The 20,094-nt window shown below is 40.7% G+C and carries 18 protein-coding genes and 1 other RNA gene; 9 read left to right on the forward strand and 10 right to left on the reverse strand.

Annotated elements, in window-relative coordinates:
• The first annotated feature begins 23 nt into the window (after positions 1–23).
• Positions 24–1,349 (forward strand): Nramp family divalent metal transporter, encoded by a 1,326-nt coding sequence (locus IPJ09_04485; protein ID MBK7370689.1) that lies wholly within the window; start codon positions 24–26, stop codon positions 1,347–1,349.
• On the opposite strand, the gene IPJ09_04490 is transcribed toward IPJ09_04485, so the two are convergent.
• Together IPJ09_04490 and IPJ09_04495 are read right to left on the reverse strand one after the other, a co-directional pair.
• The gene (locus IPJ09_04490; GenBank protein MBK7370690.1) at positions 1,346–2,395 is read right to left on the reverse strand and encodes an aminoglycoside phosphotransferase family protein; all 1,050 of its coding nucleotides are present in this window, start codon (positions 2,393–2,395) and stop codon (positions 1,346–1,348) included. The two genes, IPJ09_04485 and IPJ09_04490, sit on opposite strands and share 4 nt — an antisense overlap.
• Positions 2,392–3,303 (reverse strand): nucleotidyltransferase, encoded by a 912-nt coding sequence (locus IPJ09_04495; GenBank protein MBK7370691.1) that lies wholly within the window; start codon positions 3,301–3,303, stop codon positions 2,392–2,394. The genes IPJ09_04490 and IPJ09_04495 overlap by 4 nt, the downstream gene beginning before the upstream one ends.
• A 93-nt stretch (positions 3,304–3,396) precedes the next feature.
• Here IPJ09_04495 and IPJ09_04500 point away from each other — a divergent pair, with 93 nt between their 5' ends.
• From IPJ09_04500 to IPJ09_04510, 3 genes are read left to right on the forward strand one after another with little or no spacing between them, the layout of a single operon-like run.
• Entirely contained in the window at positions 3,397–4,686 is a 1,290-nt protein-coding gene (locus tag IPJ09_04500; GenBank protein ID MBK7370692.1) for a sugar MFS transporter, read from the forward strand.
• 2 nt (positions 4,687–4,688) lie between these two features.
• Complete coding sequence (locus IPJ09_04505) at positions 4,689–5,225, forward strand: PD40 domain-containing protein (GenBank protein MBK7370693.1); 537 nt, start codon at positions 4,689–4,691, stop codon at positions 5,223–5,225.
• Complete coding sequence (locus IPJ09_04510) at positions 5,210–5,368, forward strand: hypothetical protein (GenBank protein ID MBK7370694.1); 159 nt, start codon at positions 5,210–5,212, stop codon at positions 5,366–5,368. The genes IPJ09_04505 and IPJ09_04510 overlap by 16 nt, the downstream gene beginning before the upstream one ends.
• An 8-nt stretch (positions 5,369–5,376) precedes the next feature.
• On the opposite strand, the gene IPJ09_04515 is transcribed toward IPJ09_04510, so the two are convergent.
• The 5 genes from IPJ09_04515 to IPJ09_04535 form a co-directional block, all read right to left on the reverse strand.
• Positions 5,377–5,538, reverse strand: coding sequence for a Txe/YoeB family addiction module toxin (locus IPJ09_04515; GenBank protein MBK7370695.1), 162 nt, complete (start codon positions 5,536–5,538; stop codon positions 5,377–5,379).
• Positions 5,539–5,583: 45 nt separating this feature from the next.
• Positions 5,584–5,967, reverse strand: a transfer-messenger RNA (tmRNA) gene (gene ssrA, locus IPJ09_04520).
• A gap of 79 nt (positions 5,968–6,046) precedes the next feature.
• Positions 6,047–7,390, reverse strand: coding sequence for an MATE family efflux transporter (locus IPJ09_04525; GenBank protein ID MBK7370696.1), 1,344 nt, complete (start codon positions 7,388–7,390; stop codon positions 6,047–6,049).
• Positions 7,391–7,537: 147 nt separating this feature from the next.
• Positions 7,538–8,746 carry an NAD(P)/FAD-dependent oxidoreductase gene (locus tag IPJ09_04530; GenBank protein ID MBK7370697.1) on the reverse strand — a complete coding sequence of 403 codons (1,209 nt, stop codon included), beginning with the start codon at positions 8,744–8,746 and terminating at the stop codon, positions 7,538–7,540.
• A 60-nt stretch (positions 8,747–8,806) separates the two neighbouring features.
• Positions 8,807–9,433: a zeta toxin family protein gene (locus IPJ09_04535; GenBank protein ID MBK7370698.1), complete on the reverse strand. Its 627-nt coding sequence runs from the start codon at positions 9,431–9,433 to the stop codon at positions 8,807–8,809.
• Positions 9,434–9,554: 121 nt separating this feature from the next.
• On the opposite strand from IPJ09_04535, the gene IPJ09_04540 reads away from it, so the two are divergent.
• Positions 9,555–10,781 (forward strand): nucleoside permease, encoded by a 1,227-nt coding sequence (locus tag IPJ09_04540; protein ID MBK7370699.1) that lies wholly within the window; start codon positions 9,555–9,557, stop codon positions 10,779–10,781.
• A 9-nt stretch (positions 10,782–10,790) separates the two neighbouring features.
• Here IPJ09_04540 and IPJ09_04545 read toward each other — a convergent pair whose 3' ends face one another.
• Both IPJ09_04545 and IPJ09_04550 read right to left on the reverse strand, forming a co-directional pair.
• Positions 10,791–11,228 (reverse strand): hypothetical protein, encoded by a 438-nt coding sequence (locus IPJ09_04545; protein ID MBK7370700.1) that lies wholly within the window; start codon positions 11,226–11,228, stop codon positions 10,791–10,793.
• Between the two features lie 56 nt (positions 11,229–11,284).
• Complete coding sequence (locus tag IPJ09_04550; protein ID MBK7370701.1) at positions 11,285–11,659, reverse strand: hypothetical protein; 375 nt, start codon at positions 11,657–11,659, stop codon at positions 11,285–11,287.
• A gap of 266 nt (positions 11,660–11,925) precedes the next feature.
• Between IPJ09_04550 and IPJ09_04555 the strand changes: the two genes are divergently transcribed.
• Both IPJ09_04555 and IPJ09_04560 read left to right on the forward strand, forming a co-directional pair.
• A complete protein-coding gene (locus IPJ09_04555) occupies positions 11,926–13,515 on the forward strand; it encodes an amidohydrolase family protein (GenBank protein ID MBK7370702.1) in 1,590 nt (529 codons plus the stop codon).
• Positions 13,516–13,571: 56 nt separating this feature from the next.
• Positions 13,572–14,813, forward strand: coding sequence for an aminopeptidase P N-terminal domain-containing protein (locus IPJ09_04560; GenBank protein ID MBK7370703.1), 1,242 nt, complete (start codon positions 13,572–13,574; stop codon positions 14,811–14,813).
• A gap of 33 nt (positions 14,814–14,846) precedes the next feature.
• Here the strand turns inward: IPJ09_04560 and IPJ09_04565 are convergent, their stop codons facing one another.
• Positions 14,847–16,394, reverse strand: a complete 1,548-nt coding sequence (locus IPJ09_04565; GenBank protein MBK7370704.1) for a sialate O-acetylesterase — start codon at positions 16,392–16,394, stop codon at positions 14,847–14,849.
• Positions 16,395–16,687: 293 nt separating this feature from the next.
• Here IPJ09_04565 and IPJ09_04570 point away from each other — a divergent pair, with 293 nt between their 5' ends.
• Together IPJ09_04570 and IPJ09_04575 are read left to right on the forward strand one after the other, a co-directional pair.
• Positions 16,688–18,322 (forward strand): sulfatase, encoded by a 1,635-nt coding sequence (locus IPJ09_04570; protein ID MBK7370705.1) that lies wholly within the window; start codon positions 16,688–16,690, stop codon positions 18,320–18,322.
• Positions 18,323–18,490: 168 nt separating this feature from the next.
• Positions 18,491–20,023 carry an arylsulfatase gene (locus tag IPJ09_04575; GenBank protein ID MBK7370706.1) on the forward strand — a complete coding sequence of 511 codons (1,533 nt, stop codon included), beginning with the start codon at positions 18,491–18,493 and terminating at the stop codon, positions 20,021–20,023.
• Positions 20,024–20,094 lie beyond the last annotated feature (71 nt).

Here is a 20,094-nt window from a genome sequence, read left to right on the forward strand (position 1 = left end):
ATAATTGGTATAATTTTGCGGCCATGTCAAAATTCATCTCCTTTAAAAATGGATTGAGTAGTGTACTGGTCTGGTCAGTGATCTCAGCAGCATTTATTGGTCCAGGAACTGTGACTACCTGTGCCAAAGCTGGCGCACAATATGGCACTCAACTGATCTGGGCATTGGTATTTTCCACCTTAGCTACTATCCTCTTACAAGAGCTGGTAGCAAGAGTCAGTATGGCGACAGGTAAAAATATCGGTGACATATTATCCATAAAATATCAGTCAAATCATTCTTTAAATATATCCAAATTACTGTTTTTTGCCATCGCTTTTGGATGTGCTGCCTATGAATCTGGTAATATCCTCGGTGCTGTGTCAGGTCTTCGTTTGATCTATCCCCTGCCCACTGCTGTCTACACTTTGATCATTGTCACTCTATGCTATTTTTTACTTTCCCGAGGTAGTATTTCACAGGTATCTAAAATCATGGGGGTCGTTGTATTTATCATGGGATTGTTGTTTTGTTACCTGGCGATGACTTCTTCTATTGACATAAAAGAAATACTGGCGGGGCTTCAACCAAGGATACCTACTTCTGGAGGCAGCCTAATAATAGCCTTGATCGGGACTACGATCGTCCCTTACAATCTTTTTCTGGCCTCGGGCTTAAAATTTGATCAGTCCATATTTCAAATGAGGTTGGGCTTGGTCCTGGCCATAGGTCTGGGAGGTTTGATCAGTATCGCTATTTTATTAAGCTCTGTTTCTGTACATGGCACCTTCTCCTACCAGTCTATGTATGAAGCCATTGAGCATAAAGCAGGCACTACGGGTGCTAACTTTTTTGCTTTTGGATTGTTTGCAGCAGGATTTAGTAGCTCGATTACAGCACCTCTGGCTGCTGCCGTTTGTGGCAAGTCATTATTTGTCAATAGCGTAGCTAAAAGTAAAAATAATGATGCCAATATATATAAGTATACCTGGATCACAATTCTTAGTATAGGAGCACTGTTTGGGTTATTGCAAATCAAACCAATACCAGCCATTATAGCTGCTCAAGGCATCAATGGTCTGTTGTTACCACTTGTGTGCATCGCTTTGTATCTGGCAGTTCATGATCAAAATTTGCTTTCACGTGCATATAGACACCATCCTCGATGGAACTATGTATATCTTTTCATTATCTGGATCATTACTATGTTGGGCATTTACAATGTGCAGCATGCCATCCTGAATATGTTTGCCATAAAGTCATTTCAAGAATCGCGTATTATTTTGCTATCCGTATTGCTGAGCCTTGCATTGACTATAATTTTACAGCAGGATCATCGTACACAATCACATCAAAAAAATAATAATTAAGCTTTAAGAAGTTTATCACTGAGCTCTTCTCGCAAGAGCGGTAGGTGTCTACTCACCAATTTGATAAATGCAATCTGGGTTTGTACACTAACCAGATTAAATCCGGCATAGGGTTGTTTGTAATATATATCGCCTTCAAGGTGGTCCGTCAAAAACCTAATCGCCTGCTCTAAGGCCATTCTGACCATAGAATCAGGTATCGCCAACAATTCGCGATGAGTCAGCGTTCCTGTGGTAGCAGAGAGGTAACCTTTGATAAAATTATGATAAACCAGAGTGTCAAATCCTACCGGGCCCATTCTGCCATCTTCACCTGAAGGATTGCACATCGTCCGCAGCACATCACCAGTATCAAAAATGATCTCCCCAGACATCATGGTGTCCAGGTCAACCATACAAATGCCTTTGCCCAGATCATCAAAGAGCATATTGTTCAACTTGGTATCATTATGAGTCACTCTTTTGGGCAATTTTATTTCAATTTGCCACTGTAAAACATCTTCACCATTATTTTTTAAAAATTCAACTTCCTCGCTGCATCCTGCTAATCTATTACAAGGATCCTCTTCTACCACTGTAATAAATTTTTGATATCTGACAGATAAGTCATGAAAAGAAGGAATGGTATCTACCAGTGTCCCGGGATTCATACCTGCTAACTGAGAATGAAATTCACCCACCATCTTGCCTGCTTCGATAGCTTGATCAGGATGGGTCAATCTTTCATAACTGTGGCTATTTTTTATATAATGCATGATTCGCCAGAAATACCCATCAAATTCTATTGCATTTTCACCGGAAGCAGTAGTAAGGAATGATACAAATACTGCATGAGGATGCGCTATCCTGATATGATCTTCAACTTTACCGATATTTTTCATCAACGACCGGATGTCCTTAAAAACATGATGATTCAATCGTTGTATGACCAGTTTTACTTCACCAAGTACATATAGATAAGTATCGTGTATGAGCCCATCGCCAAACTTAGCGATGTCTGCAGCAGGATCTAACCCATAAGCTAAAAATAGTTCATCGGGGATCATGCCCATAAATTCTCTGGATAGACTCCTTTATCTAATAATGACTGCAAAGCTAGCATGACCGCAGGCTTGTCTTCAGGATAGGTCACTCCAAACCAGGTCGATTCAGATGGCAGCACTTCTACGGTGGCTAAATTATGTTCGATCATATAATCCATTAAGGTGGGGATATAATATTCTGATTTTGGGTCTAAACCATATTCTTGGAGAAAGGTTTTAAAATGGCGATCCATAACATTAAAATAATGAGGCACACAGCCCCACATATTCATGGAAGCAAAATCATCATCATTTAGGGGCATAGGATGCTCCGATTCGCTATCATATCGAATAATACCATCCTCAAATCGCCTGATTTTTGTCCGTTCGTTTACTGCAACCAGAAAGTTGTGCTCATCGACAGTACAAATTCCACGATTGACGGTACCATGCTCTGACAAGGTATTTCTAAGATAATATCCTACAGTACAATAAGAAGATTGGTCATTTGGCGCCAGCTTATTCAAAAAATTGGCCAACGTGATATATGATTCTGCTCCATAAAAATCATCAGCATTGATCACCCCAAAAGGCTCCCGGATAAAATCTTTGGCCACCCAGACCGCATGGGCAGTGCCCCAGGGCTTCGTCCTGTCTGGATGTATCGGAATACCAGAAGGTACCATGGCAATATCCTGGTTGACAAAATGGTACTCAACCCTACCCTCCAATTTGTGTGCAAAAGCTTTGATCATATCAGATTTGAAGCTTTCACGAATGATAAATATAATCTTTCCAAAACCCGCCTTGAGTGCATCGAAAAGAGAATAATCGATGATCGCTTCCCCATTGGGACCAAACTGGTCTAACTGTTTCAAGCCTCCGTATCTGCTACCCATGCCAGCTGCCAAAATGATCAAAGAAGGTTTCATCATTCAATATTATTATTTAGAAACCCAAAAGTATAAAACTTACTGCAAGACTCTGACTATTTGTATCTTGTTTTACCTAATCTAAAATATCAAATGGAATCAACTCAAAATCAGATTACTACTAACACACAGAAAAACAGCTTTGGCCCTATCATCATTATCGGCATCCTGTTCTTTATTTTCGGGTTTATCACCTGGGCCAATAGTTCGTTGATCCCTTACCTTAAAATAGCTTGTGAATTGACGACTTCGCAGGCCATCTTGGTCACTTTCGCCTTCTACATTTCTTATGCTTTTATGGCTTTCCCTTCCGCCTGGGTACTTAAAAAAACCGGATACAAGAATGGGATGGTGGTTGGATTATTGGTCATGGCATTAGGTGCTTTGGTCTTTATACCAGCGGCTTCAGCCAGATCCTTCGATTTGTTTTTATTTGGCTTATTTGTGATCGGTGGAGGTATGGCTTTATTGCAAACTGCTTCCAATCCATATATCACCATCCTGGGTCCGATAGAAAGTGCCGCTAAAAGAATCAGTATCATGGGTGTGTTTAATAAGGCTGCCGGTGCTTTGGCACCCATTGTGCTGGGTGCGATCATTTTGAAAGATTCAAGTGCTCTACAAGCTAGGCTTGCTACGATGGAAGCAGCGGCAAAAACGGCAGAACTGGAATTATTAGCATCAAAAGTGGTCATGCCCTATGTGTCCATCGCTATAGCATTGATCTTATTATCAATTTTTATATATAAATCAAGCATTCCTGAGATCAGGGCAGAAGGTGAAGACGACCAGGGCCCTAACACAATCAACCGCAAAAGTATATTTGACTATCCTTATCTCTGGTTGGGATTTATCACCTTATTTCTTTATGTTGGAGCAGAGGTATTATCAGGTGATATCATTCAGATCTATGGCAATAGCCTCGGTATCCCTCTTGACATTGCAAAGTATTTCACAACTTACACGATGATTGGATTATTGACTGGTTATATCATTGGGATTTTTACCATCCCTAAATACCTTTCTCAATCTACCGCGCTCAAAGGATCTGCTGTATTGGGTTTGATATTTAGTGCCCTTGCCATGTTTACAGACGGATACATGTCAGTCCTATTCATTGCCTTGCTGGGATTGGCCAATGCTTTGATTTGGCCCGCAATTTGGCCATTAGCCATTGAAGGATTGGGCAAATTTACGCGTACAGGTTCGGCTCTACTTATCGTTGGCATTGCTGGAGGAGCTATCATTCCCAGGGTATGGGCAATTCTAGGTGAATCCATCGGTTTAAAATCTGCTTTTGTTATTCTTATCCCCTGCTATTTGTTCGTATTGTATTTTGCTACTTATGGACATAAAATTGGCAAGACTGTAACTTCAAAGTAAAAATGAATACAAGGTCGTTTATCGGATTGGTTCTACTTATAAGTCTTTTTGCTTCAACACCACAGCTTGCCCAGGAGCAAACCAAAAAACTCACTCCGGGGGATATTTATAAATTGAAAACTGTAGGGAATCCGGAAATTTCACCTGAAGGACATTGGCTTTTGTATACCCTTACCACCACTGATTCAGCAAAAGATAACAGAAACTCAGATATATGGATGACATCCTGGGATGGCACCAACTCTGTTCAACTGACCAATACTCCTGAAGGGGAAAACAATCCAAAATGGAGCCCGGATGGTAAATTTATTTCGTTTACTGCATCCAGAAATGGTGGTAAAAACCAAATTTTTCTTTTAAATCGATTGGGTGGCGAAGCGATCAAACTGACTGATATTAAAGGGGAGCTAAGTGATTATGATTGGAGTCCCGATAGTAAAAAAATCTTACTTACGGTAAAAGATCCATTAGATAGTACTCAGAAAGCTGGCCAACCTTTCGTGATCGATCGATATCAGTTTAAATGTACCAGGCTCTAAGATCGATCGGCACACCGACAGAGCTGATAATCTATCCTGGTCAATACCATGGCCTAACAAAACCATCCTATATCAAAGACAGATTCGAGCGATATGGACAATGGTATGATAAATATGTCATGGGGGTAATGCCTAAAAGTTAGTAATATCTTTAGTCATAATGTCCTTTACAACTTATTATGACTATTTCATCCAAATTGGAAATTAAATAAATTAAACGATGCTTCTCAGTGATCCTTCTGCTCCACAAGCCACTCAATTTATAATTAAGAGCTTCTGGTTTTCCTTTACCAGTAAAAGGAGTTCTTCGGATGGCGAGCTAAAATCGCCATCGGAAGCTTGCCTCGCGAAAATTTAAAAGTGGAGCTGGGGAGATTCGAACTCCCGTCCAGACAAAGCACTCATTAGCTTTCTACATGTTTATTCTTCTATTTGAGTCTTAGTGATGAGGTAGGATAGAGACACTCCCATGTTCATCAAGCAGCTTCCGATTAATTTCGCTCTATCTCCGGTGGCGTCGAGATAAAACTAACCTGAGCACTCCTAAGAGCGGGTTTGAATGCGGTAGATCCTGTATCAGGTGTCAGATCGACGGCATAAAGCCGGTCTAATTCTATGAATTAGGCAGCGATAGCATAAGTGTTGCCACTTAAAGGTTGAAAGTTATTTTTTACGGAGTAACCTCTCATGCTCCGACATGCTTACTAACCAGCAGACCCTCCTGTCGATTCCAGTCAGCCCCATTATTTTCAAAGAACTTATCTTTAAACCTTTCAAAGGTCTTAAAAGTTCAATATAATTCCTTTCGGAGAAATTCAAATCTAACGCTTATACCTTTCTCTCCAGGGAAAGAACCGGAAAAACAGCCAGGAGCCAAACCATAGTATGCTCCAATAAAAAAACTCGGAGCCCCAGGCCCAAGGCAATGATAAGTGCTTGATTTTGATTACCGTATAAGTATAGAGCACATAGACCCCTACGGTGACAAATTCAATGGCCAGGTTGATTCTCGTCAGTCCGGTGCCGAGGATGGCATTGAGCCAGATGGACCCTTGTGACATAATTAAAATGGCTACAGTAACTACCCTGATGACAGGGATAGCCTCATGGTTAAACGCATCAGATGCTGAATACAGTTTAAAAAAGACCTCTGGAAACAAATTAAGCGCAATACAACAGGGTAATACCAGGAAAAAGCTGAGGGAAGCAATACGCTTTATCAATGGAATCACTTGATCCAAATGGCCCTGCCCGATAATATTACTCACCATATTGTTACTGGTAGCCGCAAATGCCCAGATAAATACTCCGATCACTCCAAACACATTGCGCATCGTGTTGGATATAGCCAATGCCCGTGGACCAAGATCTTCTATCCATAAATAAAATAAAAACCAACTTACGATACTGATCAGATACTGGAAAATCAAAGGAGCTGACCGGTCAAAAATATTGTAGGTAGCTGATCTATCCCACCCTTTAAAGCTTAATACCCGAAACTCCTGGGGCAGCTTTTTATACCACAAAAAACTATGCACTACGACCATACCGACAGCTTCAGCGATGATAGAAGCCCAGGCTGCACCCTCAAAGCCCATGGGTCTGAAACCAAAGTGGCCAAAAATCAGGATATAGTCGAGAATGATATTGGTGGCAGCCTCTGCTATCGATCCGATCATTAAAAATCGGGTATTGTTGGTAGAGATCAGGAATGAATTTCCAATCTGGTAAAGGAATAAAAATGGTAACCCCAGGATTCTAATTTTGACGAAGGACACTGCTAAATCCAATACTTCCCCGTTCTGTAACTGGGACTTCATAATGTATGGGGCAAATAAATAAGTAAAAACGACTCCGGCTATGCTCAGAAAGCAAATGACCTTTATAGCCTGGGCCAGATATCTGCCAATCTCTGCCTGATTTCCTCCTCCTGCACTACGAGACATTAAGGATTGAAGTCCATTATTGAAACCAAATCCTATGACTGTAAATATCAGATAATATACTCCTGTGATACCAGCCGTGCCTAACTCGGTCTCTCCAAGTCTGCTTAGAAATACATTGTTGGTGATAAAATTGACTTGTGGTATCAATATTGAAACTGAAATCGGCAAAGCAAACCGAAAAATATCAGCAAAAGATGTCTTGATCTGAAGGGTCGACATAAAAGGGATGCAAAGATCATATTTTTGCAGTTATTGAATAGTCACATCATTTTTAACCTTCTGAGGACTAAATGCACAGCATCTATACTTTGTCACCCATTCCTGAACGGGTATAATTAGTGACAGGCTAATTTTCCAGACACTTCCTTAACCGTTGCTACCAGCCAGCCATCCTGTGGTCCATGCAGCCTGAAAATTAAAACCGCCTGTCAAAGCATCTATATTCAACACTTCTCCTGCAAAATAAAGCCCAGGTATGAGCTTGCTCTGCATAGATCTCATATCCACTTCTTTCAAATCCACTCCACCACAAGTCACAAATTCTTCTTTAAACGTACTTTTCCCATCCACCTTGAACTTCATAGAAGTAACTGTATCTATCATCGACGATATATCTTTCAAGGAAACTGATTGCCAGAGTTTTTCACCCATACCAATTTGTGACATCCATATCTGCCATACTCTGGATGTAAATCCCGGGATAGGCGTATTGATCACAAGTTTATTTTTATTTTTTTCTTTAAGCGACAATAAGCTCTCCTTTAGCTCATTCGCTGACAAAGGGTATGCATAATTGACCTCCATCTCAAATTTGTAATCAATATCATGAAGAGCTACAGCTCCAAATGCAGAAAGTTTTAGGATGGCTGGCCCGCTGAGTCCCCAGTGGGTAATCAATAAAGGGCCGGTACTCTTGATTCCTAAGGAAGGCAGTGTGATCTCGACCAGAGGCCAGGAGATACCAGGCAATCCGAATAATCTTTTATCCGAAATATTAAAAGTGAACAAGGACGGGACCGGAGCACAAATATGATGTCCAAGTTTTTTCAATTCATCCCAGATCAATTGGCCGGAGCCGGAAGTTAGGATCAATTGATCCATCAAATATTGTTGATCATTGGAAAACTTCAGTTCAAACTGTGTACCAACACATAAAATAGTTGACAAGGAGTGGCTCATAAGTAGCCTAACCCCAAGTGCTTGCGCTGTGGTGGTCAGACAATCCATAATAGTTTCAGACTTGTTGGTTATCGGAAACATCCTGCCATCCTCTTCGGTTTTAAGTAGGACTCCCCTAGCCTCAAACCATTGAATGGTATCAGATGGCTGGAACCTGTAAAAAGCGCCTTGCAATTCTTTTCCCCCTCTTGGATAATATTGAATTAAATCTTTTACGTTAAAACAAGCGTGGGTGACATTGCATCTACCTCCTCCGGAAATTTTTACTTTCCCGAGTACTTTAGTGGTCTTTTCGAACACTGTCACCTCATGTTCAGGAAATGTTTCTTTATGCCTGATGGCAGCAAAAAAACCGGCTGCACCCCCTCCTATTATAGCTATTTTCAGCGTAAATATTTTTTAGTATAGTTTATTAGAAAGATATGATCATTAATGGCACTGGCTATTTGTAAACAATCAGGAGGACAATAAATGGTCAATATAACCAGATATCATGGCCAAAGCCGGCTTAAAAGAGTCATTATTATTGACGATGATGTCTACTTCATCTTTATGCGGCAGGATATATCTTTCAAAAGCGGGTAGCACGTGCTTTTCATATCGGTACAACACATCCTCCAGGGGATAATTGCGCTCAATTTGGTCTCTTTTTATCCGTCGGATTACCTTCAGATTTTCTTTAGCTTCTATATATATTTTCAAGTCAAGCATCTTACGAATCATAGGGACAGAGAACACAAATAGGCCTTCGACGATGATGATCGGGGCAGAATAAAAAGTTAGAATTTTAGGTTTGATTTTTTTATTATTAAAGGTATATTCTTCCAGGTTAATAGTGTGGCCGAGCGTGAGATCCTTGACACTATTGGCAAATTTTTTAAGGTCAAGTGAGGTGGGAAGGTCAAAATTGACCACGCCCTGCTCATCTTTTTTTTGATGTTGTCGTGGATGGTAAAAATCATCCTGAGAGATAATGCAAACCTGTTGATTGTTATATTTTGATCTCAATTCTTTGATAAAAGAGGTTTTGCCAGAACCACTACCCCCTGTGATCCCGATCAGAAATGGTCTTCGCTTTTTCACCGTGCTAATTTAGGAAATATATTGATCGGTGCCGAATCTATAAATCCCTCAAATCGACCAGATGATAATTTGAATCATTTAACTATCTTTCTCACTTAATTTTCAAGAAAAAGCATACTTCATGAATATCAAGATCAGGATAGTGGTGATGAATTTTTTACAGTTTTTCATCTGGGGTTCATGGTTGATTTCTCTGGGAGCATACCTGTTTAATGTATTGCACTTCAGTGGTGTACAAGTGGGAAGTATATATGGTACTATGGGACTGGCTTCCTTGTTTATGCCGGCTCTTTTGGGTATAGTAGCCGATAGATGGATCAATGCAGAGCGCGTACTCGGACTATGTCACCTCCTGGGAGCTGGTTTGTTGATCTGGGCGTCCAAAGTGACTGACTACCCCACGCTGCATACGATTATGTTACTTAATTGTATGGTCTACATGCCGACATTGGCACTAAACAACACGGTCTCTTACATCATCCTGGAGCAGAAAGGGTACAATATCGTCAAAGCCTTCCCCCCTATTCGGTTTTGGGGCACTATAGGATTCATTGCGGCTATGTGGGTGATCGATTTTGCAGGCTGGACCAAAAGCCCTCTGCAATTATATATAAGTGCAGGGGCAGCTTTACTATTAGGCCTTTATGCTTTTACCATGCCAGCTTGTCCCCCAGCTAAAACCCAGGAAAAAAGAGGTTTCATATCCGCTATGGGACTGGATGCATTTGTCCTCTTCAAGAATAATAAGATGTTGATCTTTTTTATTTTCTCCATGCTTTTAGGTGCTGCACTACAGATCACAAATGCGCTGGGCGGCGCCTACCTAGATGATTTTAAATCCAGTTATCCTGATTCATTTGGAGTCAAACATCCTAACCTGCTTTTGTCAATCTCACAGATCTCCGAGACACTTTTTATTCTGGCTATTCCCTTTTTCCTTCAACGATTTGGCATCAAAAAAGTGATGCTGATCAGCATCTTTGCCTGGGTATTTAGATTTGGCTTGTTTGCTATTGGCAATCCGGGCAGTGGTCTACCACTCCTGGTATTGTCTATGATCATCTATGGGATGGCCTTTGATTTTTTCAATATCTCTGGTTCGTTATTTGTAGAAAAAGAAGCCAATGTCAATATCCGGGCCAGTGCTCAAGGTTTGTTTATGCTCATGACGAACGGTATTGGGGCCTTTCTTGGTACCTGGATATCAGGCTATGCTGTCGATTATTTCACCACTGGTGGCATCAAAGATTGGGGCAAGATATGGAATAGTTTTGCGCTGTATGCTTTAGTCCTCGGTATGGTATTCCCATTCATATTCAAGTATAAGCACGATCCGAAAGCAATCTAAGCAGATATATTATTTTTCGAACCAGTCTTTGCTGATTTGAGGACATTTGACATTTGAATTTCTAACTTGTCCTTGTTTTCTATCCAAAGCGATTGAAATGCCAAATTTCAAATAAGCAAACTGGTCGTTTTTAGTGGGGTTACCTCTGGGTGTACCTGCTGAAAAATTTGGTGAACCGGGAGGCAACAATTCGGTATGTCTATCTGCCAACCTGGCTGCCAGGTCACCCCTATATTGACGCAAAAGATCGTTGTCATAATAGACACCACTGACATCGTCCAGGTAATCTGTAGAAGTAAAATATTGAGTCAACTCGATATCGAAATAAAATTTCTCGCTAATCCGAATAAAAATTCCACCTTGAATAGATAAAGCAACCTGGGTAAGTGAATAAGCCTTAGCGGCACTACCCGGCAATCCTTGACCTTCCGTACGAAGTGGATGCAACCGAACCCAATGGTTATCTATCTTGGCTTGTGGATCAAAATTAAATCCAGTGATACCTACTCCTCCGGTAATACCAGCCCTTTTTTTTTTAACAACCCAAGTCTAAAACCTAACAAGCCTGACAAACTAGTTAAAGGGGATTTAAAAGATAAGTTCCTTGCCTTTCGACCTTCCGAAGTTTGGTCTTTGTCATCGGCTGACACACTGCTTTTTTCAAAATCTAATTCAACATACACAGGATCTAATACTCTTTTTGAAAAATATAAACCAATACCTGGCTTTAGTTGAGAAAAACTTTGCTTTAAATTGTAAGGAGCCAGATCTCCAAAATAGGTGCTAATCGTGGGACCACCACCTACAATTATATTTTGAGCAATACTATTTTTGCTACCATTGAAGAGCAAAAGTATAAGAATTAAATATCTGTTCACTTGACCAGTTCCATTTTAAGTATCAACATTTATTAAGTAACTGTATAAAGTAAGATTGACCAAATTCAGGGACACGATAATCAATAAGTTCAGAAATTATTTAGTGAACTATTATGCACGTTCAACTGGGGTTAAAGGTATTACTTTTTATGTTTTATAAGGACTCTTTACCCATTTAAATGCACGATGCTGTTGTCCTGAACAAGTTAAAGGCTTAGGATAGTTAATAAATGAAATTTTAGGGTAATTTTATCAAAATTTTCATGATGAATCGAGCTGCAATTGTAGGCATATTGCTTTTACCTTTTATTATGGGGTGGAGCCAGGTAATAAAAGCTCCAGAAGTTAAAGATGGATCAGGGCCATATCCTCAACTTATTATACGAGGAGCAACGCTAATCAACGGCAATGGAGCACCTCCAATCGGCCCTGTTGACATCGTGGTAGAAAATAACAGGATCAAAAGTGTCACACAGGTGGGATATCCGGGTATAGCTATAGATTCAGCAGGCAGACCCAAATTATTGCCTGGTGGCAAGGAAATTCAGGCAGAAGGTCAATATGTGTTGCCGGGATTTGTAGAAATGCATGGACATATCGGAGGCAATGCGCAGGGGGCTGATGCGGAGTATGTCTTTAAGCTTTGGATGGCTCACGGCATCACGACCGTAAGAGACCCAAGTGCAGGCAATGGTTTGGACTGGGTATTGGAAGAAAAAAAGAAATCTGCTCAAAATCTAATCACAGCACCACGCATTTTCGCCTATACTGCCTTCGGTATGGGTGCAAAAGAGCCGATCACCACGCCCGAACAAGCACGCCTTTGGGTGAGAGAAAATGCAGCAAAAGGAGCTGACGGGATCAAATTTTTTGGAGCCAATCCTGATATCATGCAGGCCGCACTCGAAGAAAACAAAAGGTTGGGCTTGCGGTCTGCCTGCCATCATGCTCAAATGAATGTAGCCCAATGGAATGTGCTCAACTCTGCCAGAGCTGGCCTCACCACGATGGAACATTGGTATGGTCTTCCTGAAGCCTTATTCGATACCCGTACCGTACAGGACTATCCTCCTGACTATAATTATGCCAATGAACAGGATCGGTTTGGCCAAGCTGGCAAATTATGGCTCCAGGCTGCCAAACCAGGTTCTCCAAAATGGAATGCGGTTATGGACGAATTATTGTCCCTTGACTTTACCCTTGACCCTACTTTTAACATCTATGAAGCCAATAGAGATCTCGCCAGGGCAAGGCTCCAAGAATGGCACCAGGACTACACCATGCCCAGTCTTTGGAAATTTTATGCACCCAGTAGGATTTCGCATGGTTCCTATTGGCATAGCTGGGGCACGGAGCAAGAAGTTGAATGGAAAGAAAACTATCGAATTTGGATGATGTTTGTGAATGAGTATAAAAACCGGGGAGGCAGAGTAACTGTAGGTACAGACTCAGGATTCATCTATCAGTTGTATGGTTTTTCATATCCCCGAGAACTTGAACTGTTGAGAGAAGCAGGATTTCATCCTTTAGAAATCATCCGAAGTGCTACTCTTTACGGAGCTCAGGCTTTAGGCATAGATAAAGAATTGGGGACGGTAGAACCAGGCAAATTAGCTGACCTGGTTATCATTAAAGAAAATCCTCTAAAAAACCTTCAAGTCTTATATGGTACAGGTGCAGTCGCCCTGGATGATTCTAATCAGGTAAAAAGAATTGGCGGAGTACTCTATACGATTAAAGATGGTATAGTGTATGATGCCAAAAAACTATTGGAGGATGTAAGAAACATGGTGGCTGAATCTAAAAAGGATTCAGGTGAACCTATTACTCAACCAGGAATAATTAAGAAATCATAACCTAACCATTCCTCCAATCCAGAGTACCAAGGTAGTCAAGCTTTAAAATCCTATAAATGATTTTTACGCCACAGAGTGTTTCCTTTTACAAAAAAACAAGAATCCAGGTTATAGAACATCTGGCACCCGACAGTATTGCCATCTTCCACAGCAATGATAAGATGCCATCTACAGGGGACCAATATTACCCTTTTCGGCAAAATAAGGATTTGTTGAGATTGTGTGGTATCTACCAGGAGGACACTGCCCTCGTACTATTTCCTGATCATCCGGATCAGCATAAAAGAGAATTGTTGTTCATCAGAAGGACAGACGACCATATCAGAATCTGGGAAGGTACCTGCCTGGATAAAGCTCAGGCGGAATCAGTATCAGGCGTAAAAAACATTTATTGGTTTGATCAGTTTGAGTCCATAGTCTATCCACTCATTGTCAGGGCCAAAAATGTCTATCTTAATAGCAATGAAAAAGCAGCTTATCCTTTAATCATAGAAAATCGGAATGAACGATATGGTAAACACCTGATGTCGCAATTCCCATTCCATCAATTCCATAGGCTGCAGCCCATTTTAAAAAATTTAAGTTTAGTCAAAACAAAAGAAGAAATACAAGCCATCAAAACTGCTATCAAGCTCACCGGTGATACCTGGAAAATCATCGATGCACTGATCAAACCAGGGATGCATGAATATGAAATCGCTGCAGAGATCAGCTACCAATTTGAAAAACAAGGAGCTATACATGCATTCGAACCCATTGTAGCCAGTGGCTCGTCAGCGTGCGCTTTACATTATAAATCCAATCATCAGATTTTAGCGAAAGATGATCTTATCCTGGTAGATTTTGGAGCGGAGCTCAATGGCTATGCTGCCGATATGACCAGGTGCAAAGCAATAGATGGGACTATGAATAAAAGACAGTTTGAAGTCTATGATCAAGTGCTTAGTGTCTTCCTTAATGTCAAACAAGTGGTCAAAGCCGGTTTAACGATTGCAGAATTGAATGATATAGCGGAGGAAAAAATGGGCGAATCATTATTGCAACTTGGGCTGGTACCCTCATCAGAGATAGCTGAGAAACAAAAAATTAAAAAGTATTTTCCTCATGGCGTAGCTCACTTCCTGGGTATGGATGTACACGATTATGGTGATAGATATACCGAGCTGCAACCTGGAATGATCATCACCTGTGAACCCGGGATCTATATTACTGAAGAAAGCATTGGCATCAGACTGGAAAACGACCTTTTAATTACCACAGAAGGTTGTATCGATTTGATGGAAGAGTATGAATTATAAGTTGAAATAAAAGCCGAACTTCGTTCATCAACCTTATCTACTGGTTTTACCAAAAGTGATGCCTGGCCAATCATCGGTGCGAAAAGGAATCATAGGCAAACCATCGCGACTATACATATTGCATACAGGATTGTCAGCCCAGGCATATCTAATAGCCACTGGATTGGAGATGTGGTCACTCCAAACCTCCATCTGCGTTGAACTAATGATTTTAGCTTCAGCCCATTCAAATCGTTTATCCTCACCTGCGATCGCAAAACCTTTGGGCTCAGGTGTATCAAAAGCGTAAAGCCCTTGTCCCACATTATTAAAAGTAAGAATGATTTTGCCCTTGTCGATTTGCATTGTTTGATAAGTGGGCCCGCTAAACAATATTCCTTTATTGTAATCTTTGGCCAAGGCCCATCTAGCCAACCTATCAGCTACAGTTTGTTTGTGTCGTGGATGAATGTCCCGCCCCTCACCCAAATCGATGATGACAGCCTGTCCTGTATTGGACAATCTATCCATGGTCATCGTCTGCGCTTCGCGCAATTCTGCCCAGCTGCTTTCACCAGTCATATCGGCCTCTTTTTGAAAATCAGCCAATTGTACATAATAAAACGGAAAGTCGCCTTGACCCCACTCCTCGCGCCAATTTTGAATCATCAAAGGGAAAAGATCCCGATATTGATATGCCCGACCTGCGTTGGATTCTCCCTGGTACCAAATTACTCCTTTTATACCATAGCCTATAGTCGGGTGTAATACCCCATTGTATATATTGGCTGGTCGCTGATTGCCTGACATTAAATCACCTGGTCGCTGAGGCCTGGGTGTGTTTCGCAGGCCGGATGGCAAGGCTTCCCATGCTTCCAAAGATTTCTTCCAATTAGTGACTTCCAATTCGTAATTATAGTGTAGTTCCTTGTCTTTCCACCAAGCCATGAGGTCATTATACTTAGGGTCTTTTAACAATATATCTTTATTGACCCAGGCTTCAGCAGCAGACCCTCCCCAGGAATCATCTATCAGTCCTATGGGTACATTTAAGGCATCGCACAAACGACGACCAAAAAAATATCCAATCGCAGAAAAGTCTTTTACAGACTCAGGAGTGCAAGCAGTCCAGGCACCCTCAAAATCGTTTTTAATTTGATCAGTGCCGACCCTAGGCACCGTGATCAACCGAATATTTGGCGCATTGGCAGTCAATATAGCCAACTCTGCACTATTGGTATTTTTAACAGGCCATTCCATATTCGATTGACCGGAACAAATCCATACTTCGCCTACAAGCACATCGTCGAAAAAAAATTTTGATTTTTCTCCGGCTATATTTAATCGGTATGGACCACCAACCGGCAGGGGCATTAGTTTTACTTTCCAATTACCTTTAAGATCGGATTTTGTAGTTTGGCTCTGACCATTAATCTCTACTGTAATCGTTTCGCCGGGAGTAGCCCATCCCCATACTGGATTGATTTGTTTTTGTTGCAATACCATATGGTCACCGAATATGGCTGGCAGTCGGAGTTGGGCTATCGACATTTGCAGACCCAGTATCGCAAAACAACAAGTGAACATTATTTTATTAATCATTGCTAGATATATTTTTAAAATTTGCATCAATTATGCCTTACCAAGATAACATGACTTGCCCTATTGTCAAAGTAATTATAAATTTTGTCAATTGAATCCCATTTATCCATGATGCTGCTCACAAGAAAAACATAAAAACCCCTCTTCAAAGCTCTCCTAAGAATGTCGAGAAAATAAAAAGTGCATTCAGAAAAAAAAATTATCTCAAATTATTAAAAACTAAACATTACAACTAGCATTCGATTTATAAAGTTAAATATTATCTTTCCACATATTAATTCATTTTACATCATATGAAATCAATCGTTTTCTTTTTAGCAACTTGTCTTTTTTTTATAAGTGCTTGCACCAAAAAAGAAGAAAGCCGTACACCAAAAAAAACGAATATCCTGTTTATCATGGCAGATGATCATGCCTATCAGGCGATCAGTGCTTACAGCGATCATTTGATCAAAACGCCTAATATCGATCGGATCGCAAAAGGAGGCATGTTGTTTTCAAATGCCTGTGTCACCAATTCGATTTGTGCACCTTCCCGTGCTACCATTTTGACGGGAAAGTTTAATCACCTTAATGGAAAAATTGACAATAATCTGCCTTTTGATACTACTCAGCTCACTTTTCCGCAATTATTCCAGCAAGCAGGGTATCAGACTGCCATGTTCGGCAAATTGCACTTTGGCAACAATCCCAAAGGCGTAGATGAGTTTATGATTTTGCCTGGACAAGGAGATTATATCAACCCTTCTTTTAATACTTCACGTGGAGATACTACCATAACGGGTTACGCGACAGACATTATCACCGATCTCACTTTGGACTGGCTTTCAAAGAAAAGAGATACTACCAGGCCATTCATGATGATGTATCTGCATAAAGCACCTCACCGACCCTGGTGGCCAAGGCCTGATAAAATGGCTGAATTTTCTACGAAAACCTTTCCAGAGCCCGCTACTTTATTTGATGATTATAAAAACCGGGGTACTGCAGCTAAGTCAGCGGAAATGAACATATTCAGGCACATGATGTATACACACGATAGCAAAATCAGGCCAGAAACTTTGGCATCAATGGGCAAAGTGCTCCCGGATATGCCAATGATTAAAGATGGTTTTACTGGTCCCTACAATCGTGCTAATGCTGATCAAAAAGCCTTATACGATCCTATTATCGATTCGATCAATGCTTCATTTAAAGCCAGATGGCCCAAGATGAATGATAAAGAGAAAATGCAATGGAAGTATCAGAGGTACATGCAGGATTACCTGGCTTGTATTTCTTCAGTTGATGACAATGTTGGCAGGGTACTTGACTATTTAGACGAAAGTGGGTTGGCAGAAAACACCCTTGTCGTGTATACTTCTGACCAGGGATTTTATTTAGAAGAGCATGGCTGGTTTGACAAAAGATTTATCTATGATGAATCATTTAAAACTCCTCTTCTGATTAGATGGCCACATATGATAAAACCTGGCACCACCAATGACGAAATGGTTCAAAACTTAGATTTTGCTCAGACTTTTTTAGAAATAGCAGGCATCGTAGCTCCCAAGGATATGCAAGGAGAAAGCCTGGTGCCTTTGTTGAAGGGCAATGATACCGCCTGGACCCGGGATGCGGTGTATTACCACTACTATGAATATCCGGCAGTACATATGGTAAAACGACATTACGGTGCTGTGACGAAAGAGTATAAATTGGTGCACTTTTATGATGATGTCGACGAATGGGAATTGTATGATCGCAAAAAAGATCCGCAGGAAATGAATAATGTATACGCTGATCCTGCCTATGCCGACATCGTCAAAAATATGACTGCAAAGCTGGCAGATCTCAGAATAAAATACAAAGATTCAAAGGAATTAGATCAGCACTTTATTAATATTTATAAAGAGAATGGATGGTATAATCGCCTCAATCGAAAATAAAGAAGGCCTTTAATCCTTATTCCCTTTTTAAAATACGATGGTAAACTAATTGATCATCCAAACCTTTGAATGAGTAAGCTGCTTTCAATTTAAATGTTCCGGGGAATTATTAATTACTTGATTGTGTCTATTTATTCTTGATTTAGGTCCAAAAAAATTTCTAAGCATATGTCAATAAAAGCAATATCATTTTTTGCCCTCCTCGTACTATTATCTTCCTGTCAGTCTTTATCTAACGCCCCCAAACTTCCTAACATTATCATTATTTACTCAGACGATTTGGGCTATGGTGATATCAGCGCTTATGGTGCCACTGACTTTAAAACACCCAACATGGATAGATTGGTGCGTGGTGGTGTAAAATTCACAAATGGGTATGCGACTTCAGCTACCTGCACCCCTAGTCGGTATGGTTTATTGACCGGCATATATCCATGGAGAAACCAACAAGCTAAAATTTTGCCTGGCTCTGCACCATTAATTATTGATACTTCGATCAGTACTGTTCCTAAAATGCTAAAAAGTGCAGGCTATACAACAGGGATTGTAGGCAAATGGCATTTGGGTTTAGGAGCAGGTGACACGGACTGGAATCAACATATCAGTCCGGGACCCAATGAAGTTGGTTTTGATTATTCCTATATCATGGCAGCTACACAGGACCGCGTGCCTACAGTATATATACAAAATGGCTCAGTAGTCAATCTGGACCCCTCCGATCCAATTGAGATCAATTATGATAAAAATTTTGAAGGTGAAAAAACCGGTCTTGAAAATCCGGAATTATTAAAAATGAAGTGGCATCATGGACATAATAATAGCATCATAAATGGCATCTCCAGGATTGGTTTTATGAAAGGAGGTCAAGCAGCTAAATGGATCGATGAAGACATGGCAGATACTTTTTTGAAAGAAGCCCAAAACTATATCGTTAAAAATAAAAAGCAGCCGTTCTTTCTATATTATGCTTTGCAACAGCCGCATGTCCCCAGGACCCCGCATCCAAGATTCGTTGGTGCTACCGGGTTAGGGCCACGTGGCGACGCTATCGCAGAAGCCGATTGGGACATTGGAGAATTGTACAGTACGTTGGAAAAAGAAAAACTATTGGACAATACATTGATTATCCTGTCCAGTGATAACGGACCTGTCTTAAACGATGGATATTATGATGATGCAGTTGAAAAAAATGGCCATCATCAACCAGCTGGAGGTCTGCGGGGTGGAAAATACAGTCTTTTTGATGCTGGTACCCGGGTCCCATTTGTGGTGTATTGGAAAAACAAGATCGCTCCTAAAGTGTCCGATGCTTTGATTTCTCAACTCGATCTTTACGCTTCACTAGCCAAACTGGTAGGTAGCAAAGAATCTACTCAGGATAGCGAAAATTTGCTGGAGACACTATTGGGAAAAGATACTGTCGGTAGATCAGCCTTGGTACTGGAAGCTACTTCAAGAACTGCTTTGAGAGCAGGTGATTGGGCTCTTATACCTCCATACAATGGCCCTACGATCAATGAGTTCGTCAATATAGAACTCGGAAATTTTCTGGAATATGCACTGTACAATTTGAAGACGGACAAAGGTCAACAGGAAAATCAGGCTGCTAAGCATCCTGAAAAATTAAATGAAATGATAGCCCTGTTTGAAAAATTGAGGGGCAAAGCCTATTCAAATTCTGACCAGTTGGAAGTAAAATAAGAAAAAGCCATTACTGATTCAAAATACATTGTACCTATAAAGAAGCAAGCTGCTAATCCATCATCAATAAA

It is taken from the genome of Saprospiraceae bacterium (genome assembly GCA_016709995.1).
Lineage (GTDB): Bacteria > Bacteroidota > Bacteroidia > Chitinophagales > Saprospiraceae > JADJLQ01.